General features: G+C 66.5%; 15 protein-coding genes. 8 read left to right on the plus strand and 7 right to left on the minus strand.

What is annotated here, in order from left to right; translation table 11 throughout:
- Positions 1-87 precede the first annotated feature (87 nt).
- Both ACT531_RS00300 and ACT531_RS00305 read right to left on the minus strand, forming a co-directional pair.
- Complete coding sequence (locus ACT531_RS00300; protein ID WP_476016082.1) at positions 88-1,149, minus strand: CobW family GTP-binding protein; 1,062 nt, start codon at positions 1,147-1,149, stop codon at positions 88-90.
- 113 nt (positions 1,150-1,262) lie between these two features.
- Positions 1,263-2,525 (minus strand): class I SAM-dependent rRNA methyltransferase, encoded by a 1,263-nt coding sequence (locus ACT531_RS00305; protein WP_476016083.1) that lies wholly within the window; start codon positions 2,523-2,525, stop codon positions 1,263-1,265.
- Positions 2,526-2,751: 226 nt separating this feature from the next.
- On the opposite strand from ACT531_RS00305, the gene ACT531_RS00310 reads away from it, so the two are divergent.
- Positions 2,752-3,279 carry a chemotaxis protein CheW gene (locus tag ACT531_RS00310; RefSeq protein ID WP_476016084.1) on the plus strand — a complete coding sequence of 176 codons (528 nt, stop codon included), beginning with the start codon at positions 2,752-2,754 and terminating at the stop codon, positions 3,277-3,279.
- Positions 3,280-3,313: 34 nt separating this feature from the next.
- The gene (locus ACT531_RS00315; protein WP_476016085.1) at positions 3,314-4,969 is read left to right on the plus strand and encodes a methyl-accepting chemotaxis protein; all 1,656 of its coding nucleotides are present in this window, start codon (positions 3,314-3,316) and stop codon (positions 4,967-4,969) included.
- Positions 4,970-5,008: 39 nt separating this feature from the next.
- On the opposite strand, the gene lepB is transcribed toward ACT531_RS00315, so the two are convergent.
- The 4 genes from lepB to dapF form a co-directional block, all read right to left on the minus strand.
- On the minus strand, positions 5,009-5,689 hold the full coding sequence (gene lepB, locus ACT531_RS00320; protein ID WP_476016086.1) for a signal peptidase I: 681 nt from the start codon (positions 5,687-5,689) through the stop codon (positions 5,009-5,011).
- Positions 5,690-5,808: 119 nt separating this feature from the next.
- Positions 5,809-6,786: a tyrosine recombinase XerC gene (locus ACT531_RS00325; protein ID WP_476016087.1), complete on the minus strand. Its 978-nt coding sequence runs from the start codon at positions 6,784-6,786 to the stop codon at positions 5,809-5,811.
- Positions 6,787-6,837: 51 nt separating this feature from the next.
- A complete protein-coding gene (locus tag ACT531_RS00330) occupies positions 6,838-7,527 on the minus strand; it encodes a DUF484 family protein (RefSeq protein WP_476016088.1) in 690 nt (229 codons plus the stop codon).
- Positions 7,524-8,405 carry a diaminopimelate epimerase gene (dapF, locus tag ACT531_RS00335; protein ID WP_476016089.1) on the minus strand — a complete coding sequence of 294 codons (882 nt, stop codon included), beginning with the start codon at positions 8,403-8,405 and terminating at the stop codon, positions 7,524-7,526. Before dapF ends, ACT531_RS00330 begins: the two co-directional genes overlap by 4 nt.
- A 94-nt stretch (positions 8,406-8,499) precedes the next feature.
- On the opposite strand from dapF, the gene ACT531_RS00340 reads away from it, so the two are divergent.
- Positions 8,500-9,204, plus strand: a complete 705-nt coding sequence (locus tag ACT531_RS00340) for a glutathione S-transferase N-terminal domain-containing protein (RefSeq protein WP_476016090.1) — start codon at positions 8,500-8,502, stop codon at positions 9,202-9,204.
- Between the two features lie 119 nt (positions 9,205-9,323).
- Positions 9,324-9,521, plus strand: coding sequence for a hypothetical protein (locus ACT531_RS00345; RefSeq protein WP_291437212.1), 198 nt, complete (start codon positions 9,324-9,326; stop codon positions 9,519-9,521).
- Between the two features lie 25 nt (positions 9,522-9,546).
- Here the strand turns inward: ACT531_RS00345 and ACT531_RS00350 are convergent, their stop codons facing one another.
- A complete protein-coding gene (locus ACT531_RS00350) occupies positions 9,547-10,431 on the minus strand; it encodes a LysR substrate-binding domain-containing protein (protein WP_476016091.1) in 885 nt (294 codons plus the stop codon).
- Positions 10,432-10,553: 122 nt separating this feature from the next.
- On the opposite strand from ACT531_RS00350, the gene ACT531_RS00355 reads away from it, so the two are divergent.
- The 4 genes from ACT531_RS00355 (at position 10,554) to ACT531_RS00370 (ending at position 15,987) form a co-directional block, all read left to right on the plus strand.
- Entirely contained in the window at positions 10,554-11,756 is a 1,203-nt protein-coding gene (locus ACT531_RS00355) for an MFS transporter (protein WP_476016092.1), read from the plus strand.
- Between the two features lie 103 nt (positions 11,757-11,859).
- Complete coding sequence (locus tag ACT531_RS00360; protein ID WP_476016093.1) at positions 11,860-13,557, plus strand: MBL fold metallo-hydrolase; 1,698 nt, start codon at positions 11,860-11,862, stop codon at positions 13,555-13,557.
- 34 nt (positions 13,558-13,591) lie between these two features.
- A complete protein-coding gene (locus ACT531_RS00365; protein ID WP_476016094.1) occupies positions 13,592-14,386 on the plus strand; it encodes an rRNA pseudouridine synthase in 795 nt (264 codons plus the stop codon).
- Positions 14,387-14,721: 335 nt separating this feature from the next.
- On the plus strand, positions 14,722-15,987 hold the full coding sequence (locus ACT531_RS00370; protein WP_476016095.1) for a YjgN family protein: 1,266 nt from the start codon (positions 14,722-14,724) through the stop codon (positions 15,985-15,987).
- Position 15,988 lies beyond the last annotated feature (1 nt).

The raw sequence follows: 15,988 nt of genomic DNA on the forward strand, positions 1-15,988 counted from the left end.
TTGTATCGACCTGGGCTGACGCAAACGGAAACGTTGCAGATACAACACAAATCGGGTGCCATCGCCCCCTCAAACCCCGTGCGCAGGTCAGACCAGGCTTTGCTCCAGCCCCTGCAAGAAGATGTCCTTGGGCAGGTCAATGCCAATGAAAACCATCTTGCTGGTGCGTGGTTCGCCCTCGGCCCACTGGGGGCCCAGGTCGCTGCCCATGAGCTGGTGCACGCCCTGGAAGATCACCTTGCGCTCCGTGCCTTTCATATTCAGCACCCCTTTGTAGCGCAGCATGCGCGGGCCGTAAATGTTGACGATGGCGCCAAGGAAGTCTTCGAGCTTGGCCGGATCGAACGGGCGGTCCGATCGGTACACAAAACTCTTCACATCATCGTCATGGTGATGGTGGTGCCCGTGCTCATGGCCATGCTGGTGCGACGGGTGGTTGCAGTGCTCGCCATGCTCATGGTCGTGATCGTGGTGGTCATGGCCGTGCTCCTCTTCCTTGAGGAAGTCCGGGTCGATGTCCAGCTTGGCATTGAGGTTGAAGCCGCGCAGGTCCAGCACCTCCTTGAGCGGCACCTCGCCAAAATGCACGGCCTTGATGGGCGCGCGCGGGTTCATGTGCTTGAGGCGGTGGATCAGCGCATCGGTTTCCTCGGCGCTGACCAGGTCGGTCTTGGACAGGAAGATCTGGTCCGCAAACCCTACCTGGCGGCGCGCTTCCTGGCGGTCGTTGAGCTGCTCGGGCGCATGTTTGGCGTCCACCAGGGTGATGATCGAGTCGATGAGGTAGGTCTCGGCGATCTCTTCGTCCATGAAGAAGGTCTGCGCCACGGGGCCCGGGTCGGCCACGCCGGTGGTCTCGATCACGATGCGGTCAAAGTCGAGCAGGTTCTTGCGCTTCTTGGCGGCCAGCAGTTGCAGGGTCTCGCGCAAGTCTTCGCGGATGGTGCAGCAGATGCAGCCGTTGCTCATCTGCACGATCTGCTCTTTGGAATCGGTCACGAGGATGTCGTTGTCGATGTTTTCTTCGCCGAATTCGTTCTCGATCACGGCGATCTTCTGGCCGTGGGCTTCGCTCAAAAGGCGCTTGAGCAACGTCGTTTTGCCCGAGCCCAGGAAGCCGGTGAGGATAGTGACGGGGATCAGTGCCATAAATCTGTCTTTCAAGGGAATCAAATACTTGCGCTGCGCGGCAGCAGTGCCCCACCCAGGGGCATCTTTTTCAGTGTACCGAGGCTGTCAAGCCCCTGCTGGCGCCGGAAAGCTCACCCCTTGCGCATGACGACCAGCCCCTTGAGGTACTCGCCCTCCGGAAACTCCAGCGTCATCGGGTGGTCGGGTGCGCCGCCCAGGCGCTCCAGGATGAAGCCGTCCACCCCGGCATCCGCTCCGGCCGAGGCCACGATCTTGTGGAACAGGTCGGCGCTGATGCCGCCTGAGCACGAGAAGGTGAACAGCACGCCCCCGGGTGACAGCAACTGCAGTGCCAGCCGGTTGATGTCTTTGTAGGCGCGTGCGGCGCGCTCGGCATGCGCCGCAGTGGGCGCAAACTTCGGCGGGTCCAGGATGATGGCGTCGAAGCGCTGGCCTTCCTTGAGGAACTGGCGCAGCGAGGCGTTCACGTCGGCATCGAGGAAGGTGGCGCGGTTCGGATCGAACCCATTGAGCGCCACGTGAGCGCGGGCGCGCTCCAGGGCCGGGCCGGAGGAATCGATGGAGGTCACGTGCCCGTCGGCCACATTGCCCGCAGCACGCATGCCCGCCAGCGCCGCCACACTGAAGCCGCCGGTGTAGCAAAAGCAGTTGAGCACATGCTTGAAGCCCAGGCGCTGGGTGTAGTCGGCAAACCGCTTGCGGCTGTCGCGCTGGTCCAGATAAAAGCCTGTCTTGTGGCCCTCGGCGATGTTGAGGGTCAGGCGCCACTGGTGCTCGCGGATCGTCAGCTCCAGCGGCGGCCCCTCGCCATCGCCCGCCGCGCCCGCCGCGCCCGCCGCGCCCGCCGCGCCCGTCGGCCCGCCGCGCAGCCAGCCGGTGGCGGGCTCCAGACCTTCCAGCGAACGCACGCTGGCGTCCGAGCGCTCGTACAGCTTGGTCAGCCCCGTCTCGCGCAGCAGCGCATCGGCAATCACGCCCTTCCAGCGCTCGGTGCCTGCGCTGGTGAACTGCGCCACCAGGGTATCGCCATAGCGGTCCACGATGAGCCCCGGCAGACCGTCGGACTCGCCGTGCACCAGGCGCACGCCATCGCTTTGCACATCAAAACGGGCTCTGGCGATTATGGAACGTGCGCAAGCAGCTATAAAAAATGGAGCATCAATGCGCTGCGCCTCGTCAAAGCTCCACACCCGCGCGCGGATGCGCGAGCTGGGGCTGTAGGCCGCCCAGGCGAGGAACTGGCCTTCGTGCGATTCCACGCGCACGGTCTCGCCGCTGTCGCCGCCGCCCTTGGCGATGGCCGATTCAAAGATCCAGGGATGGCGGCGCAGCAGCGAGCGCTCTTTGCCTGCGCGGAGTCGAAGGGTTTTCATGCCCCGGATTGTGCGGGCTGGCGGGCACGGGAGAGTGCCCCGCCGACGGAAAACGCGCGCAGAAGCCATCACCGCGCCTGATCACGCCTTGGTCAGACACGCGCCGTCCGCCCCTCTTCGCCAGGCAGACACCCGGACGAGTCGCTCTCTTGAAACCGCATATTTGACAAATGTGATTTTCAATCGATAGAATTGCGTAAATTATCATTTTTATCAAAGCACTCCGATGACCACCTCCGCCACACGCCCCAGCACCACCCGCCTCGCCCCAGCGCCCGGCACGGCCCAGGCCGTGATGACCGATCTGCGCGAATTCCTGGCCTTCAAGATCGGCAACGAGGAATACGGGGTGGACATCCTGCGCGTGCAGGAGATCCGGACGTACGAGAAGCCCACCACCATTGCCAACGCCACGGGCGAATTGCTGGGCGTGATGAACCTGCGCGGCGTGATCGTGCCCATCATCGACCTGCGCCTGAAGCTGGGACAGACCGCCGTGCAGTACGACCACCTGAAGGTGGTGATCGTGCTGCACATCGGCCAGCGCACGGTGGGCGTGGTGGTGGACGGCGTGTCCGACGTGCTCACGCTGCAGCGCGAACAGCTGCGCCCAGTGCCCGCCCTGCGCGGCAACGTCAAGCCCGAACACCTTCTGGCCATCGGCTCGGTGGGCCCGCGCATGCTGATCCTGCTCGACATCGAGAAATTCCTTGCCCGGCCTGTGGCGGGCGAAGCCCTTGCCGCCACCCACTAAACGGCCACCCCCTCCCCCAAGAACTGGACACACCATGAAATTCAATGACCTGAAGATTTCGACCCGGCTCACGCTGGGCTTTGGCTTGATGGCGCTGCTCATCGGCCTCATGGGCACGATGTCGGTGGTGCTGGCAAGCCGCGCTGACAAAGCGTTCCACTCCATCATCGATGACCGCTTCCCCAAGGTGCTGCACCTGCATGTGGCCAAGGAAGACGTGACGGGGGTCGAACTGGCCCTCACGCAGATGCTGCTGGATACCAGCCCCGAAAACGTACAACGGCACCAGGCCACCATCAACGCCAAGCGCCAACAGATCACGCAGCTGTTCGAAGCCCTCGCACAGCAGATCACCACGCCCCAAGGCAAAGCCGCACTGGCCGAAACCCTGCGCGCACGCGGTGAGTACGCGGCGCAGTTGTCGCGCTACTCCGAACTGCTGACCGCCGGTCGCATGGACGATGCACGGGCTGTGCTGACAGGGTCCATGGCGGCGCCGCGCAAGGCGTACTTTGACGCCCTCGACGGCCTGATCGAATTCCAGGAGTCGCTGGCCAAGACCGCCCAGGCCGATGCCGTGGCGGCGGTGTCCACGCTGAACGTGTCGGTGCTGGCGCTCACAGGGCTGGCCCTGGTGGCCGGTGCGGCGATTGGATTTGGCATCGTGCGCTCCACCACGGCTCCCCTGCGCCGCGCAGTGGATGCCGCCCGCGCCGTGGCGGCCGGGGACTTGAGCCTGCCCATCACCTACCGTGGCACCAACGAAACCGCACAACTGCTGCAGGCGCTGCAGGAGATGCAACAGTCACTGGTGCATCTGGTCGGCCAGGTGCGGACCAACAGTGACAGCGTCTCCTACGCGTCAGCCGAAATCGCCCAGGGCAACAACGATCTGTCAGCGCGCACAGAGCAGCAGGCCAGCGCCTTACAGGAAACCGCTGCCTCCATGGAGCAGTTGAACGCCACCGTGCGCCAGAACGCCGAAAACTCCCGCCAGGCCAACCAGCTGGCCCAGGCCGCCACATCGATTGCCGTGCAAGGGGGCGAGGTGGTGGCCGACGTGGTGCGCACCATGAAGGACATCAACGACAGCAGCAACAAGATCTCCGAGATCATTGGCGTGATTGACGGCATCGCGTTCCAGACCAACATCCTGGCGCTGAACGCCGCCGTGGAAGCCGCCCGTGCAGGCGACCAGGGCCGGGGCTTTGCCGTGGTGGCCACCGAGGTGCGCGTGCTGGCGAGCCGCTCGGCCGAGGCGTCCCGCGAGATCAAGGGCCTGATCGGGACCAGCGTAGAGCGCGTGGAAGCCGGATCGGCCCTGGTGGACCGCGCCGGTCAAACCATGAGCGAGGTCGTTGCCTCCATCCGCCGCGTCACCGACATCATGGGCGAGATCAGTGCCGCCAGCACCGAGCAAAGCCAGGGCGTGGACCAGATCAACGAAGCGGTGACGCAGATGGACCACGCCACCCAGCAAAACGCTGCCCTGGTGGAAGAAATGGCCGCTGCCGCTGCCAGCCTGAACCAGCAGGCGGGCGAACTGGTGCAGACGGTTGCTACCTTCAAGCTGCCCGATGGCCAGGAGCAAGCCCAGGCTTCCGTGCAAGAGCCACGCGCTGTCGTGCAACACCGGCCCGTACGCCGCCCCTTGCTCGGCCACGCCCATCTGCCGATGGCGGCCGCCTGAGCGGCTTAGAGCGGCCGGTCACGCTGTGGATGAACCAGACTACAGCGCCTTGCCAAAGCGCTCCAGGCGCGGCGCCCAGTGGCCCAACACATCGGCCGACAGCAGCACGCGGTGCGCTTGCCCGATGAGCAGATGGCGCGGCACCAGGCCGATGTAGCGCGAGTCGGCACTGTTGTCCCGGTTATCACCCAGCACCAGGTATTCGCCCTCGGGCACCTGCACCGGATCGAAGCTGCTGCGCGCCGTCACGCCCTGCAGCCACTGCACGCGGCGCTCATGCCCCAGCAGGCGCTCCGTCCAGCGCGTGGCGGTGAGCGTGTGGCCCGGCATCACCGCCTCCTGCACAGAATCGGGCCTCTCGTATTCGGCCGCCTGGCCGTTGATGTAGAGCACCTCGTTGCGCATCTCCACCGTGTCACCGGGCAAGGCGGCAATGCGTTTGATCAGGCGGGTGCCGTCCAGCGGAGACGAGAAGGTGACCACATCGCCGCGTTGCGGGTCGTCGATGTGCGCCAGGATGACGTCGGTGAGCGGCAGCTTCAGGTCGTAGGCCAGGCGGTTGACCAGCACCACATCCCCCTCCAGCAGCGTGGGCCGCATCGAGCCCGAAGGGATGGGGTTCCAGTCAGCCACGGCAGTGCGAAAGACGCCAAAGCACAACAGCAGCACGATGAACCACCGGTTCGATTTAAGGTTCGATTGGATCCAGTTCAGCAGCATGACGACAACTCCAGGGCGCCCACGGCGGGCGGCAGATGGATCGGAGGCGCCGGGGGGCCACTTGGTTCCGCGCGGCGGGCGGGCGGTTGCTTCGCTTTCGCGGAGACCCGCGCGGCGGCTCAGGGGGACTTCTTCCGCGCACGCGGGTGGGCCGCGTCATACACCTTGGCCAGGTGCTGAAAATCGAGTCGCGTATAGACCTGCGTGGTGGTGATGTTGGCGTGGCCCAGCAGCTCCTGCACCGCGCGCAGGTCGCCGCTGCTTTGCAGCAGGTGGCTGGCAAACGAATGGCGCAGCATGTGCGGGTGCACCGGTGTGGTGAGCCCCGCCTGCTGGCTGCGCTGGCGCAGGCGCAGCCAGATGGACTGGGCGGTGAGGCGCTTGCCGCGCTGGCCCACGAACAGGGCGGTGTCGAGCCGTGCGGAGCCTTCGCCACCAAACGGTGTGGCCCGCAGCTGCAGCCAGGCCTGCAGCGCGGCCGTGGCCGCGGCGCCCACCGGCACGCTGCGGCGCTTGCTGCCTTTGCCGAACACATGGGCCTCGCCCGCTTGCAGGTCCACCCAGCCACGGCCCTGGCGCTGGGTGTCGGCGTTGGGGATGGCATCGAGCCCCGCCAGTTCACCCACGCGCAGGCCGCAGCCGTACAGCAGCTCCACCATGGCCGCATCGCGCGCCTCCAGCCAGGGGTCGGCGCCGGCGTTGTCGAATTCGGCCAGCCGCACGGCGTCGTCCACGCCCAGCGCCTTGGGCAAGGGCTTGGGCGCCTTGGGGGCGCGCACGTCCTGCACCGGGTTGTGCGGAATCAGCCCCTGCCGCCCGGCCCAGATGAAAAAGCCGCGCCAGCCCGAGAGGATGAGCGCAATGCCCCGCCCGCTGCGCCCGCCGCTGTGCATCTGTGCCACAAAGCGGCGAATGTGTGCCGTCTGCAACTGCAGCAGCGGCACGTTCACGCCAGCAGCAAACTGCGCCAGTTTTTCGAGGTCCAGGGTGTAGAGCGTGAGCGTACGCGCGGCCAGCCGCTTTTCGACGCGCACATGCTCCAGATAGCGCACGACCTCCGGGTCGAGCGTGGTGGGTGCTGCGGGCGTTTCAGACATGGAGCCGTCGCCGAGACGCCGCTAGGTTGGCACGGGCTGCCAGAAGGCGGGTTACTGAAGCCGCAACAGTGCTGCGCTGGCCAGCTCTGCCATACGCGACAAGAAGTCGGTGCCCATCGTGGCATCAAACCGCTGCGGATCGTGCGAGCCCAGCACCAGCAGGCCAAACGCTGGCGTGGCGCTGTCGATGGCGCCCGCGCGCAGCGGCAGCAGGGCCAGGGACTGGGCGGGCTCGTCGCCCTCTTGCGCCAGCCAGCCAGCGGGCTCGAAGCCCAGGTTGGGGCCGCAGAAGGGCATGGTCAGCGACGAGGCAAATGCCCGCGCGTCTTCGCTGGCACCCTGGGTGAAGTCGGCGTCGATGTAGGGCGCGGCCACCGCCCACACCCGCACAGCGGCCTGGGGCACATCGAACAGGGTGCGCACTCCATCGACCACGGCCTGGGGCAGGTCGAACGGGTCGCGCACCTGCAGCAGGCTGCCGGTCCACTGGTGCACTTTGTGGGCGATGGCGGCGTTTTCGGTGCTGTTGCGCACCATTTCCATGATCCGATGCTCCAGGCCCTTGATCTTCTCGCGCAGCATCTCGGCCTGGCGCTCCTGCAGGCTCACGGCGCGCGCTCCGTGCGGGCTGGTGATCTGCACGCTGGCCAGCACCTCGGCATGGCGCTCGAAGAAACCCGGCGTGTTGGTGAGGAACTGGGCGATGTCGTCTTCGGTGATCGGTGGGATGTGGGTAGTCATACGAGCGTGTCGGGAATGTCGATCTGGCCTTCGAACACCGTGGTGGCCGGGCCGGTCATGAAAACGGAATCAGCCTCCTGGCCACTCCAGGCGATGGTGAGGCGGCCGCCGCGCGTGTCCACGTTCACCTCGGGGTCGAGCAGCCCCAGCCGGATGCCGCTGGCCACGGCCGCGCAGGCGCCAGTGCCGCAGGCCAGGGTCTCGCCTGCGCCGCGCTCGAACACCCGCAGGCGCACATGGGAACGGTCCACGATCTGCAGGTAGCCCGCGTTCACCCGCTGGGGGAAGCGCGCGTGGCGCTCGATCAGCGGTCCGGTCTGCGCGACAGGCGCCGTGTCCACGTTGTCCACCAGTTGCACCGCATGCGGGTTGCCCATGGAGGCCACCGCTACCAAAACAGAAGCACCTGAGGCATATTCCTCTAGCGCTACCGGCCATTTTTGCCCCGAACCCTGCTGCACGGGCGTGAGACCGGTGGTGTCGAACGGCACCTTGACGGGGTCGAACTCGGGCCGGCCCATGTCCACGGTAACGCGGCCGTCGCCCGTGAGGCGGGGGGCAATCACGCCGCTTTTGGTCTGTACGCGGATGGTGTCCTTGCCCGACAGCCCCCGGTCGTGCACAAAGCGTGCAAAACAGCGCGCACCGTTGCCGCACTGCTCCACCTCGCCGCCATCAGCGTTGTGGATCACGTATTCAAAGTCGATGCCCTCCCCCGGCGAGGGCCGCACGGTGAGGATCTGATCGGCGCCGACGCCGAAATGGCGGTCGGCCAGAAAGCGGTATTGGGCGGCGCTGAGCCCCAGGCGGCCCTGGGTTTCGTCGAGGACCACAAAATCGTTGCCCGCGCCCTGCATTTTGGTGAAGCGAATCTTCATGGGACGGGATTATGGCCCCGCCCCTGCGCTAAACCGCGCACGAGCTTACGCTTGGCAGCTTCTCTCGATTCCACCGGCTTTTCAGGAACCTCGCATGACCGATCTTTCCGCTTTTGCCATCACCCGCAAGTGGCCCGCCCGGCACCCGGACCGCATCCAGCTGTATTCCCTGCCCACGCCCAACGGCGTGAAGGTGTCGATTGCGCTGGAAGAACTGGGCCTGCCCTACGAGCCCCACCTGGTGAGCTTTGAGACCAACGACCAGACCACGCCCGAATTCCTCTCGCTCAACCCCAACAACAAGATCCCGGCCATCCTGGACCCGAACGGCCCGGACGGCCAGCCGCTGGCGCTGTTCGAGTCCGGCGCCATCCTGGTCTACCTGGCCAGCAAGACCGGCCAGCTGCTGCCACAAGACACCGCCGGACGCTACGAAACCCTGCAGTGGGTGATGTGGCAGATGGGCGGTGTGGGCCCCATGTTTGGCCAGCTCGGGTTCTTCCACAAGTTTGCGGGCAAAGACTTTGAAGACAAGCGCCCGCGCGACCGGTATGTCGCTGAATCGAAACGCCTGCTCAAGGTGCTGGACGAGCGCCTCGCGGGCCGCCAGTGGGTGATGGGCGACCAGTACACCATCGCCGACATCGCCATCCTGCCCTGGGTGCGCAACCTGGTGGGCTTTTACGGCGCGGGCGACCTGGTGGAGTTCGAACAGTTCAAGGAGGTGCAGCGCGTGCTTGCCGCCTTCGTGGCACGTCCGGCCGTGGCCCGGGGGCTGGCGATTCCGGCGCGCGGCTGACGGCGAGCGCCAGGGCGCCGGGTTTCTCGTCCGCCCTTGATCTTGATCATGCCGCGCAGCCCGGCACCTGGCCGCCACGCACCTACCATGGGCCTCCTCAAAAAAACAAGGAGCACCCCATGGGATTGACCGTTGATGTTCTTCAGGATTTGGACCTGCACGACCTGCAGGCTGCCGCCCGCGCAGCGCTGCAGGAAACCAACGCCATCGCGCTGATCGAGTTGCTGGAAATGCTGTGGAGCTGCGATGTAGAGGGCGCCAACGCCGTCATCGACGCCGTGCTGCAGCGCCTGCAGCAACTGCGCGCCTTGCGCTAGCGGCGGGCCTGCAAGGCAGGCCTGCTCAGCCCAGACGCTCCTGCAGAAAATCAAGAAAACACGCAATGCGCGCCGCCAGCTGCGTGTTGCGGTAGTACACCGCACTGATGGGCTGGCGCACCTCCACCGTGTCCTTGGCCAGCACCTGTACCAGCTCGCCGCGCGCGCGGTCAGCGGCCGTCATGAAGTCCGACAGGCACACGATGCCCACCCCTTGCAGCGCCAGATGGCGCAGTGTCTCGCCGCTCGATGCGGTGAGGCCGGGCACGATGGGCCAAGCGTCTCCATGGGCGCCGCGCAGCGGCCACTGGTTGAGCGACTCGGGCTGGTTGAAGCCCAACAGCGTGTGCCGGGCCAGGTCGGCCACACTTTTGGGCTTGCCCATCCGCGCCAGGTAGTCGGGGCTGGCCAGCACCCGCAGGCGGCTGGTGCACAGCGGGCGCGCATGCAGGGTGGAATCCGGTAGCTGCCCGATGCGAATGGCCACGTCCGTGCGCCGCTCCAGCAGGTCGATGTATGTCTCGTCCGTGTCCAGCTGCAGCGTGATCTGTGGATAGGCCTTGCGAAACGCAGGCACCAGGGGCACCACGGCGTGCAGCATGAAGGGCGTGGCCGCATTCACCCGCAGGCGGCCGGCGGGCTGCTGGCGGCGCGCGGCCATGTGCTCCTCGGCGTCGTCGATGGAGGCCAGGATGGCGCGCGTGCGCTGCAAAAAGGCCCGGCCCTCCTCCGTCAGCTCGGTGCGGCGTGTGGTGCGGCGCAGCAGCGTGGTGTCCAGCTTTTTCTCCAGCCGCGCCAGCGCCCGGCTGATGCCCGAGACGGTCTGGCCCAGCGTGTCGGCTGCGGCCGTGATCGAACCGCCATCCACCACAGCCACAAAGGCCTGCAGTTCTTCCAGCGTGGTTTTCATGGGCCTCCTGGCGCTTGATTGTTGATTTCAGATCAATTATCAATGGCACTTAACGATCTTTTTCAGCAAGACTGAAACACCCACACTCCACAGCCCGAAAGCCTGAAAACTGGAGTGTTCCCATGCCCATTGCCTTGCTCGCGCTGACGCTCAGCGCATTTGCCATCGGCACGACCGAGTTCGTGATCGTTGGCCTGCTGCCCACCGTGGCGGCAGACCTTTCCATCAGCATCCCCTCGGCGGGCCTGCTGGTCAGCCTGTACGCCCTGGGGGTCGCCATTGGCGCCCCGGTGCTCACCGCACTCACCGGCAAGCTGCCGCGCAAGGCGCTGCTGCTGGCGCTGATGGCACTGTTCACCGCCGGCAACCTGCTGGCCTGGCAGGCGCCCCGCTACGAGACCCTGGTCGCGGCGCGCATCCTGACCGGGCTGGCGCATGGCGTGTTCTTCTCGATCGGTTCCACCATCGCCACCGGCCTGGTACCGCGCGAAAAGGCCGCGAGCGCGATTGCCATCATGTTCACCGGCCTCACGGTGGCCCTGGTCACCGGTGTGCCGCTGGGCACGTTCATCGGCCAGCATTTCGGCTGGCGCGAGACCTTCCTGGCCGTGTCGGTCCTGGGGGTGGTGGCCTTCATCGGCAGTGCAGTCTTTGTACCCCGCCACATCGCCCACACGCCCCCCGCTTCGCTGGCGCAACAAGCCCAGGTGCTGGTCGAGCCCCGCCTGCTGCTGGTGTACGCCAAGACAGCCATTGGCTACGGCGGCACCTTCATCCCGTTCACCTTTCTCGCGTCCATCCTCACCGACATCTCGGACTTCAGCGCCAGTGCCGTGGGCTGGGTGATGCTGGTCTACGGCGTGTCCGTGGCCGTGGGCAACCTCTGGGGCGGCAAGCTGGCCGACCGGCTGGGCCCCATCCCTGCGCTGCGCATCATCTTTGCGCTGCTGGCGGCCGTGCTGCTGCTGCTGCAGTTCACCGCGCCCCACCCCTGGCTGGCTGTGGGCACCGTGCTGCTGTGGGGCGCCGTGGCATTCGGCAACGTGCCGGGGCTGCAGGTGTATGTGGTCAAGCAGGCCGAGCGCTTCACGCCGCAGGCGGTGGACGTGGCCTCGGGCCTGAACATCGCCGCGTTCAACCTGGGCATCGCCAGCGCCGCGTGGGCCGGTGGCCTGATCGTGACGCACCTGGGCCTGCAGCACACGCCGTGGATCGGTGCGCTGGTGGTGCTGGTGTCGCTGGCCCTCACGCACTGGAGCGGTGTGCTGGACCGGCGCAGCGGCATCCCCGTGCGCGCCAGCGGCCCTGTGCCCGTGGGGCACTGACCGTGCCGAGCCCCTTACACAAAGGGGCACACGCTATGGCCCCCACTGAAGCCTGTGCGCTGGCAGGAGTGCACGGAGTCCAGCGCGCCTCGATAATGGCCTGATGCCCCGCTCCAGCCAACAACTCCACCCCCACCGCGAACCCGTCGCCACCCGCCCCGCCGCCACCGTGCTGCTGCTGCGCGATGTGCCTGACGGCGGCGGGCTCGAAGTCCTCATGACCCGGCGCTCGGCCACGGCCAGTTTTGCGCCCGGCGCCTATGTCTTCCCCGGCGGGGGCATTGATGCGCTGGATGCCGCCCCCGCCACGCACGCCGCGGCGGACCGCCGCCCCACCCAGAGCGACCTGCACCTGACCCAGGCGATTGCGGCCATCCGCGAGAGTTTTGAAGAACTGGGCGTGCTGCTGGCACGCCATGCCGAGGGCCCCCGCCACGGGCAGATGGCCGATACGCAGGACATTGCCGCCATCGACCGCCACCAGCCGTTTGCCGCGCAGTGCGCCGCACGCGGACTGCGCCTGGCGGCCGATGGGGTGTACCTGCTGGCCCACTGGACGGCCGACCGCGACCTGGCGCGCCGCTTTGAGGTGCCCTTTCTGGTGGCTCGCATGCCCGCGGGCCAGGAGCCCGTGGCCGACGAGGCCGAGCAGTTCGAGCCCGTGTGGGTGCGCCCGGCCGACGCGCTGGCGCGGCACGAGGCGGGGCAGTTCTTCATGATCTTCCCCACCATCCGCACGCTGCAGCGCCTGGCCCAATTTGCCAGCACCCAGGCGGTGCTGGACGCCGTGGCGCACGAGCAGCCCCTGTGGGTGAGCTGCCCACGCGCAGGCCTGCTAGCGGGCAAGGAAGCGCGCTACATGGAAGACGACATGCCGTTTGGCGAGCTGGCGCTGGTGTGCCCCGACGGGCAGATCGTGCACCCGCTGGACTGGCAGACCGAGCGCCCCGTGCCGCTGCTGCGCAACGTGATGCGCCTGACCGCGCCCAACCCCGGCGTGATGACCGGCCCCGGCACCAACAGCTACCTGGTGGGCGACCCGGCCACGGGCTTCATCGCCATCGACCCCGGCCCGGCCGACGCCGAGCACCTGGACAAGCTCTGGCGTGCAGCGGGGGGCGACATCCGCATGATTGTGTGCACCCACTCGCACGCCGACCATTCACCCGGCGCCGCGCCGCTGCAGGCGATGTGTGTGCAGGCCGGCAAGGCGCGCCCGCCCGTTCTGGGCCTGCCGTCTGCCCCCACGGCCCGCGCGGCCAGCCAGTTCACCCCCGACCGGGCGCTACAAAATAATGAGCTGCTCGTGATTGAAGGACTAGCGCCTGAGGGCAAAATCACCCACACCTTGCAGGTGATCCACACCCCGGGCCATGCGGCCAACCACCTGTGCCTGCTGCTGGTGGAGGACGCGCTGCTGTTCAGCGGCGACCACATCCTGAACGGCAGCACCACCGTGATCGACCCGCCCGACGGCAATATGGCCGACTACCTGGATTCGCTAGACCGGCTGGATGCGGTCTGCGCCGAGCACGGCGTGGAGTTCATCCTGCCCGCGCACGGCTACGTGCTCGGGGGCCCGGTCCTCGGTGCCCGCCATGCCATCGCCAAGCTCAAGGCCCACCGCCTGGCACGTGAGGCCAAGGTGCTGGCCGCCATGCAGGCGCTGCCGCAAGGCAGCATGGACGACTGGGTGCGCCACGCCTACGACGATGTACCGCCGCGCATGTGGCCCGTGGCCCAGCGCTCGCTGCTGGCGCATGTGGAGCGCATCCGCTCTCTGCAGCCCGGCAACAACTGAGCCACAAGAACACCAAGACCGCCTTCAATATTCAATGACCGACAAGAACCCCGACCCCACCCACATCCGCCTGGCCAAACGCGTGGCTGAACAACTGAACTGCTCGCGCAGCACGGCCGAGCAATTCATCGAGGGCGGCTTTGTGAGCGTGGACGGCCAGATCGAGGAAGCCCCCGGCGCGCGTGTGCGCCCCGATCAGGCCGTGACGGTCGCACCCGATGCCAGTCTGCTGGCGCTGACGCCGGTGACCTTGCTGCTGCACAAGCCCGCAGGGTTTGAAGCCGGCCTGGGCCTGCCGGGCGCAGCCACAGGGCAAGCGGCCCACGCCAGCCGCAGCCAGGGGGCGCCACAGGCGCTCACGCTGCTCAATGCCGCGTCGCATCTGCCAGAAGACGCCTCGGGCATCCGCGTGCTGCAGCGCCACTTCAAGCAGCTCGAATGCTTCACCCCCCTGCCTACCGAGGCCAGTGGCCTCGTGGTCTACACGCAGGACAAGCGCATTGCGCGCAAGCTGGCCGAAGACATCGAGTCGCTGGAGCAAGAGTGCATCGTCGAGGTCAAGGGCGACATCGCGTCCAATGGCCTGCAGCGCCTGTGCCATGGCCTCACGTTCAACGGCCGCCCCCTGCCCCCCATCAAGGTGAGCTGGCAGAACGAAACCAAGCTGCGCTTTGCGCTCAAGGGCATCCGCCCCGGCCAGATCCCTGCCATGTGCGAAGCGGTGGGCCTGACGGTGGTGGGCATCAAGCGCATCCGCATCGGCCGCGTGCCGCTGGCCAAGGTGCCCGAGGGGCAGTGGCGCTACCTGCAGCCGTGGGAGAAGTTCTAAGGCAACGCTGAATAAGTCCCCGCAGTGGCGCGCGCCCTGATTTGGGATGGGATGCAAGGCGCAAACCACAGCGATAGCCGTAGCTATCGCGAGGATTTGCAACGCGGCAGACCGCCCAAAGCAGGGGTGCGCGGTGCGCGAGGGACTTGTTCAGCGTTGCCCTAAGGGCTTGCGGGCCCAGCGGCGCCCTGCCGATGCGCACCGGACAAGTCAAGCACATATGCTCCTGAAAACATAGCTACCAGCGCTTTTACAACAAGCGCTTCAAGCCTTTTTCATTTGAATTCCTTCGATCCGCACCGCTGCTACACTGCGCAGCACTCTGGAGGGAGTTCATGAACACAAACCAATCGTCAGGCGGCGCTGCGGGGCCGATGTCCACCTTCATGCCGATGAACATCGATGCCCACCCGCTCGAGTTCACGGGCAGCGGGGGCGAGTATTTCCGGGTCTGGATCGTCAACGTGCTGCTGTCCATCGTCACGCTGGGCATCTACACCCCCTGGGCACGCCGCCGCACCGCCCAGTATTTCTACAGCCACACGCTGGTGGCCGGCAGCCCCCTCGAATTCACCGCGCAGCAGCGCAAGATGGTGATGGGCTTTGTGTTGCTGATGCTGCTGACCATTGCCTATAACCTGGCCGCCAACACCGGCCAGGATACGGCCGTGGGCCTGTTCCTGCTGGCCGGCGCAGCGCTGGCGCCCTTCATCTGGGCCAGCGCCATGCGGTTTCGCCTGGGGGCCACACGCTGGCGCGGGCTGCGACTGCAGTTCACTGCAAGCTGGAAAGAGGTCTACCTCGCCAGCTGGCCCGTGTTTGCACTGGCGCTGGTGTGGTTTGGTGTGTTCTATGGCCTGCAGCTGCTGTCGCCCGACCTGGCCCAGGCGCTGGAGGCCATCGAAGAAGAGGGCAAGAAACAACCCATGCCCCGCTTCACGCCCGCCATGGGCGGCTTGATACTGCTGGGCCTGGTGCTGTCGGTGCTGTGCGTGATCCGCACCGAATACAACTTCAAGAGCCTCTTGGTGCTCAAGGCCCAGGTGGGCGCCGAGCGAGGCCGCTGGAAGCCCGTGTACATGGACTTCGTCAAGGTGTGGATGGCCACCGTGGCTGTATTCATCCTGTGCGTGGTGGGCTTCTCGGCGCTGATCGGCATCCTGGCAGGCAGCTCCATCGCCCTGGTGGCCAGCCAGAGCAACCGGCTGGGCCTGTGGATGTTTGTGGTGATCATCGTGTCCATCATCGCCGGCATCTTCATGCTGATCCTGGCGTCGGCCCCCGCCCGCGCCTACCGCGAGGCGCGCATGTTCCAGCTGATGTGGAACAACATCGGCGTGAGCCATGTGGCGCGCTTCAAGTGCCACCTGAAAAGCGGCCAGTACGTGTGGCTGCGCATCAAGAACATGCTGCTCACCCTGCTGACGCTGGGGCTGTACCGCCCGTTTGCGCGGGTGAGTGAATACCGCATGAAGTGCGAGTCCGTCACCCTGCACGTCAAGGGTGGCGTGGAACAGGTGAGCGGGGCCATGGTGCGCCAGCAGCAGGGTGGCCTGGGCGATGCGCTGGCGGATGCCGCTGGCCTCGACCTCATCGGTTGAC

It is taken from the genome of Acidovorax sp. DMC1, from assembly GCF_056314325.1.

Bases quoted from the DNA above. Each gene is read 5' to 3' on its own strand.
- ACT531_RS00300 (WP_476016082.1), bottom strand. From the start codon at position 1,149: ATGGCACTGATCCCCGTCACTATCCTCACCGGCTTCCTGGGCTCGGGC.
- ACT531_RS00305 (WP_476016083.1), bottom strand. From the start codon at position 2,525: ATGAAAACCCTTCGACTCCGCGCAGGCAAAGAGCGCTCGCTGCTGCGC.
- ACT531_RS00310 (WP_476016084.1), top strand. From the start codon at position 2,752: ATGACCACCTCCGCCACACGCCCCAGCACCACCCGCCTCGCCCCAGCG.
- ACT531_RS00315 (WP_476016085.1), top strand. From the start codon at position 3,314: ATGAAATTCAATGACCTGAAGATTTCGACCCGGCTCACGCTGGGCTTT.
- lepB (WP_476016086.1), bottom strand. From the start codon at position 5,689: ATGCTGCTGAACTGGATCCAATCGAACCTTAAATCGAACCGGTGGTTC.
- ACT531_RS00325 (WP_476016087.1), bottom strand. From the start codon at position 6,786: ATGTCTGAAACGCCCGCAGCACCCACCACGCTCGACCCGGAGGTCGTG.
- ACT531_RS00330 (WP_476016088.1), bottom strand. From the start codon at position 7,527: ATGACTACCCACATCCCACCGATCACCGAAGACGACATCGCCCAGTTC.
- dapF (WP_476016089.1), bottom strand. From the start codon at position 8,405: ATGAAGATTCGCTTCACCAAAATGCAGGGCGCGGGCAACGATTTTGTG.
- ACT531_RS00340 (WP_476016090.1), top strand. From the start codon at position 8,500: ATGACCGATCTTTCCGCTTTTGCCATCACCCGCAAGTGGCCCGCCCGG.
- ACT531_RS00345 (WP_291437212.1), top strand. From the start codon at position 9,324: ATGGGATTGACCGTTGATGTTCTTCAGGATTTGGACCTGCACGACCTG.
- ACT531_RS00350 (WP_476016091.1), bottom strand. From the start codon at position 10,431: ATGAAAACCACGCTGGAAGAACTGCAGGCCTTTGTGGCTGTGGTGGAT.
- ACT531_RS00355 (WP_476016092.1), top strand. From the start codon at position 10,554: ATGCCCATTGCCTTGCTCGCGCTGACGCTCAGCGCATTTGCCATCGGC.
- ACT531_RS00360 (WP_476016093.1), top strand. From the start codon at position 11,860: ATGCCCCGCTCCAGCCAACAACTCCACCCCCACCGCGAACCCGTCGCC.
- ACT531_RS00365 (WP_476016094.1), top strand. From the start codon at position 13,592: ATGACCGACAAGAACCCCGACCCCACCCACATCCGCCTGGCCAAACGC.
- ACT531_RS00370 (WP_476016095.1), top strand. From the start codon at position 14,722: ATGAACACAAACCAATCGTCAGGCGGCGCTGCGGGGCCGATGTCCACC.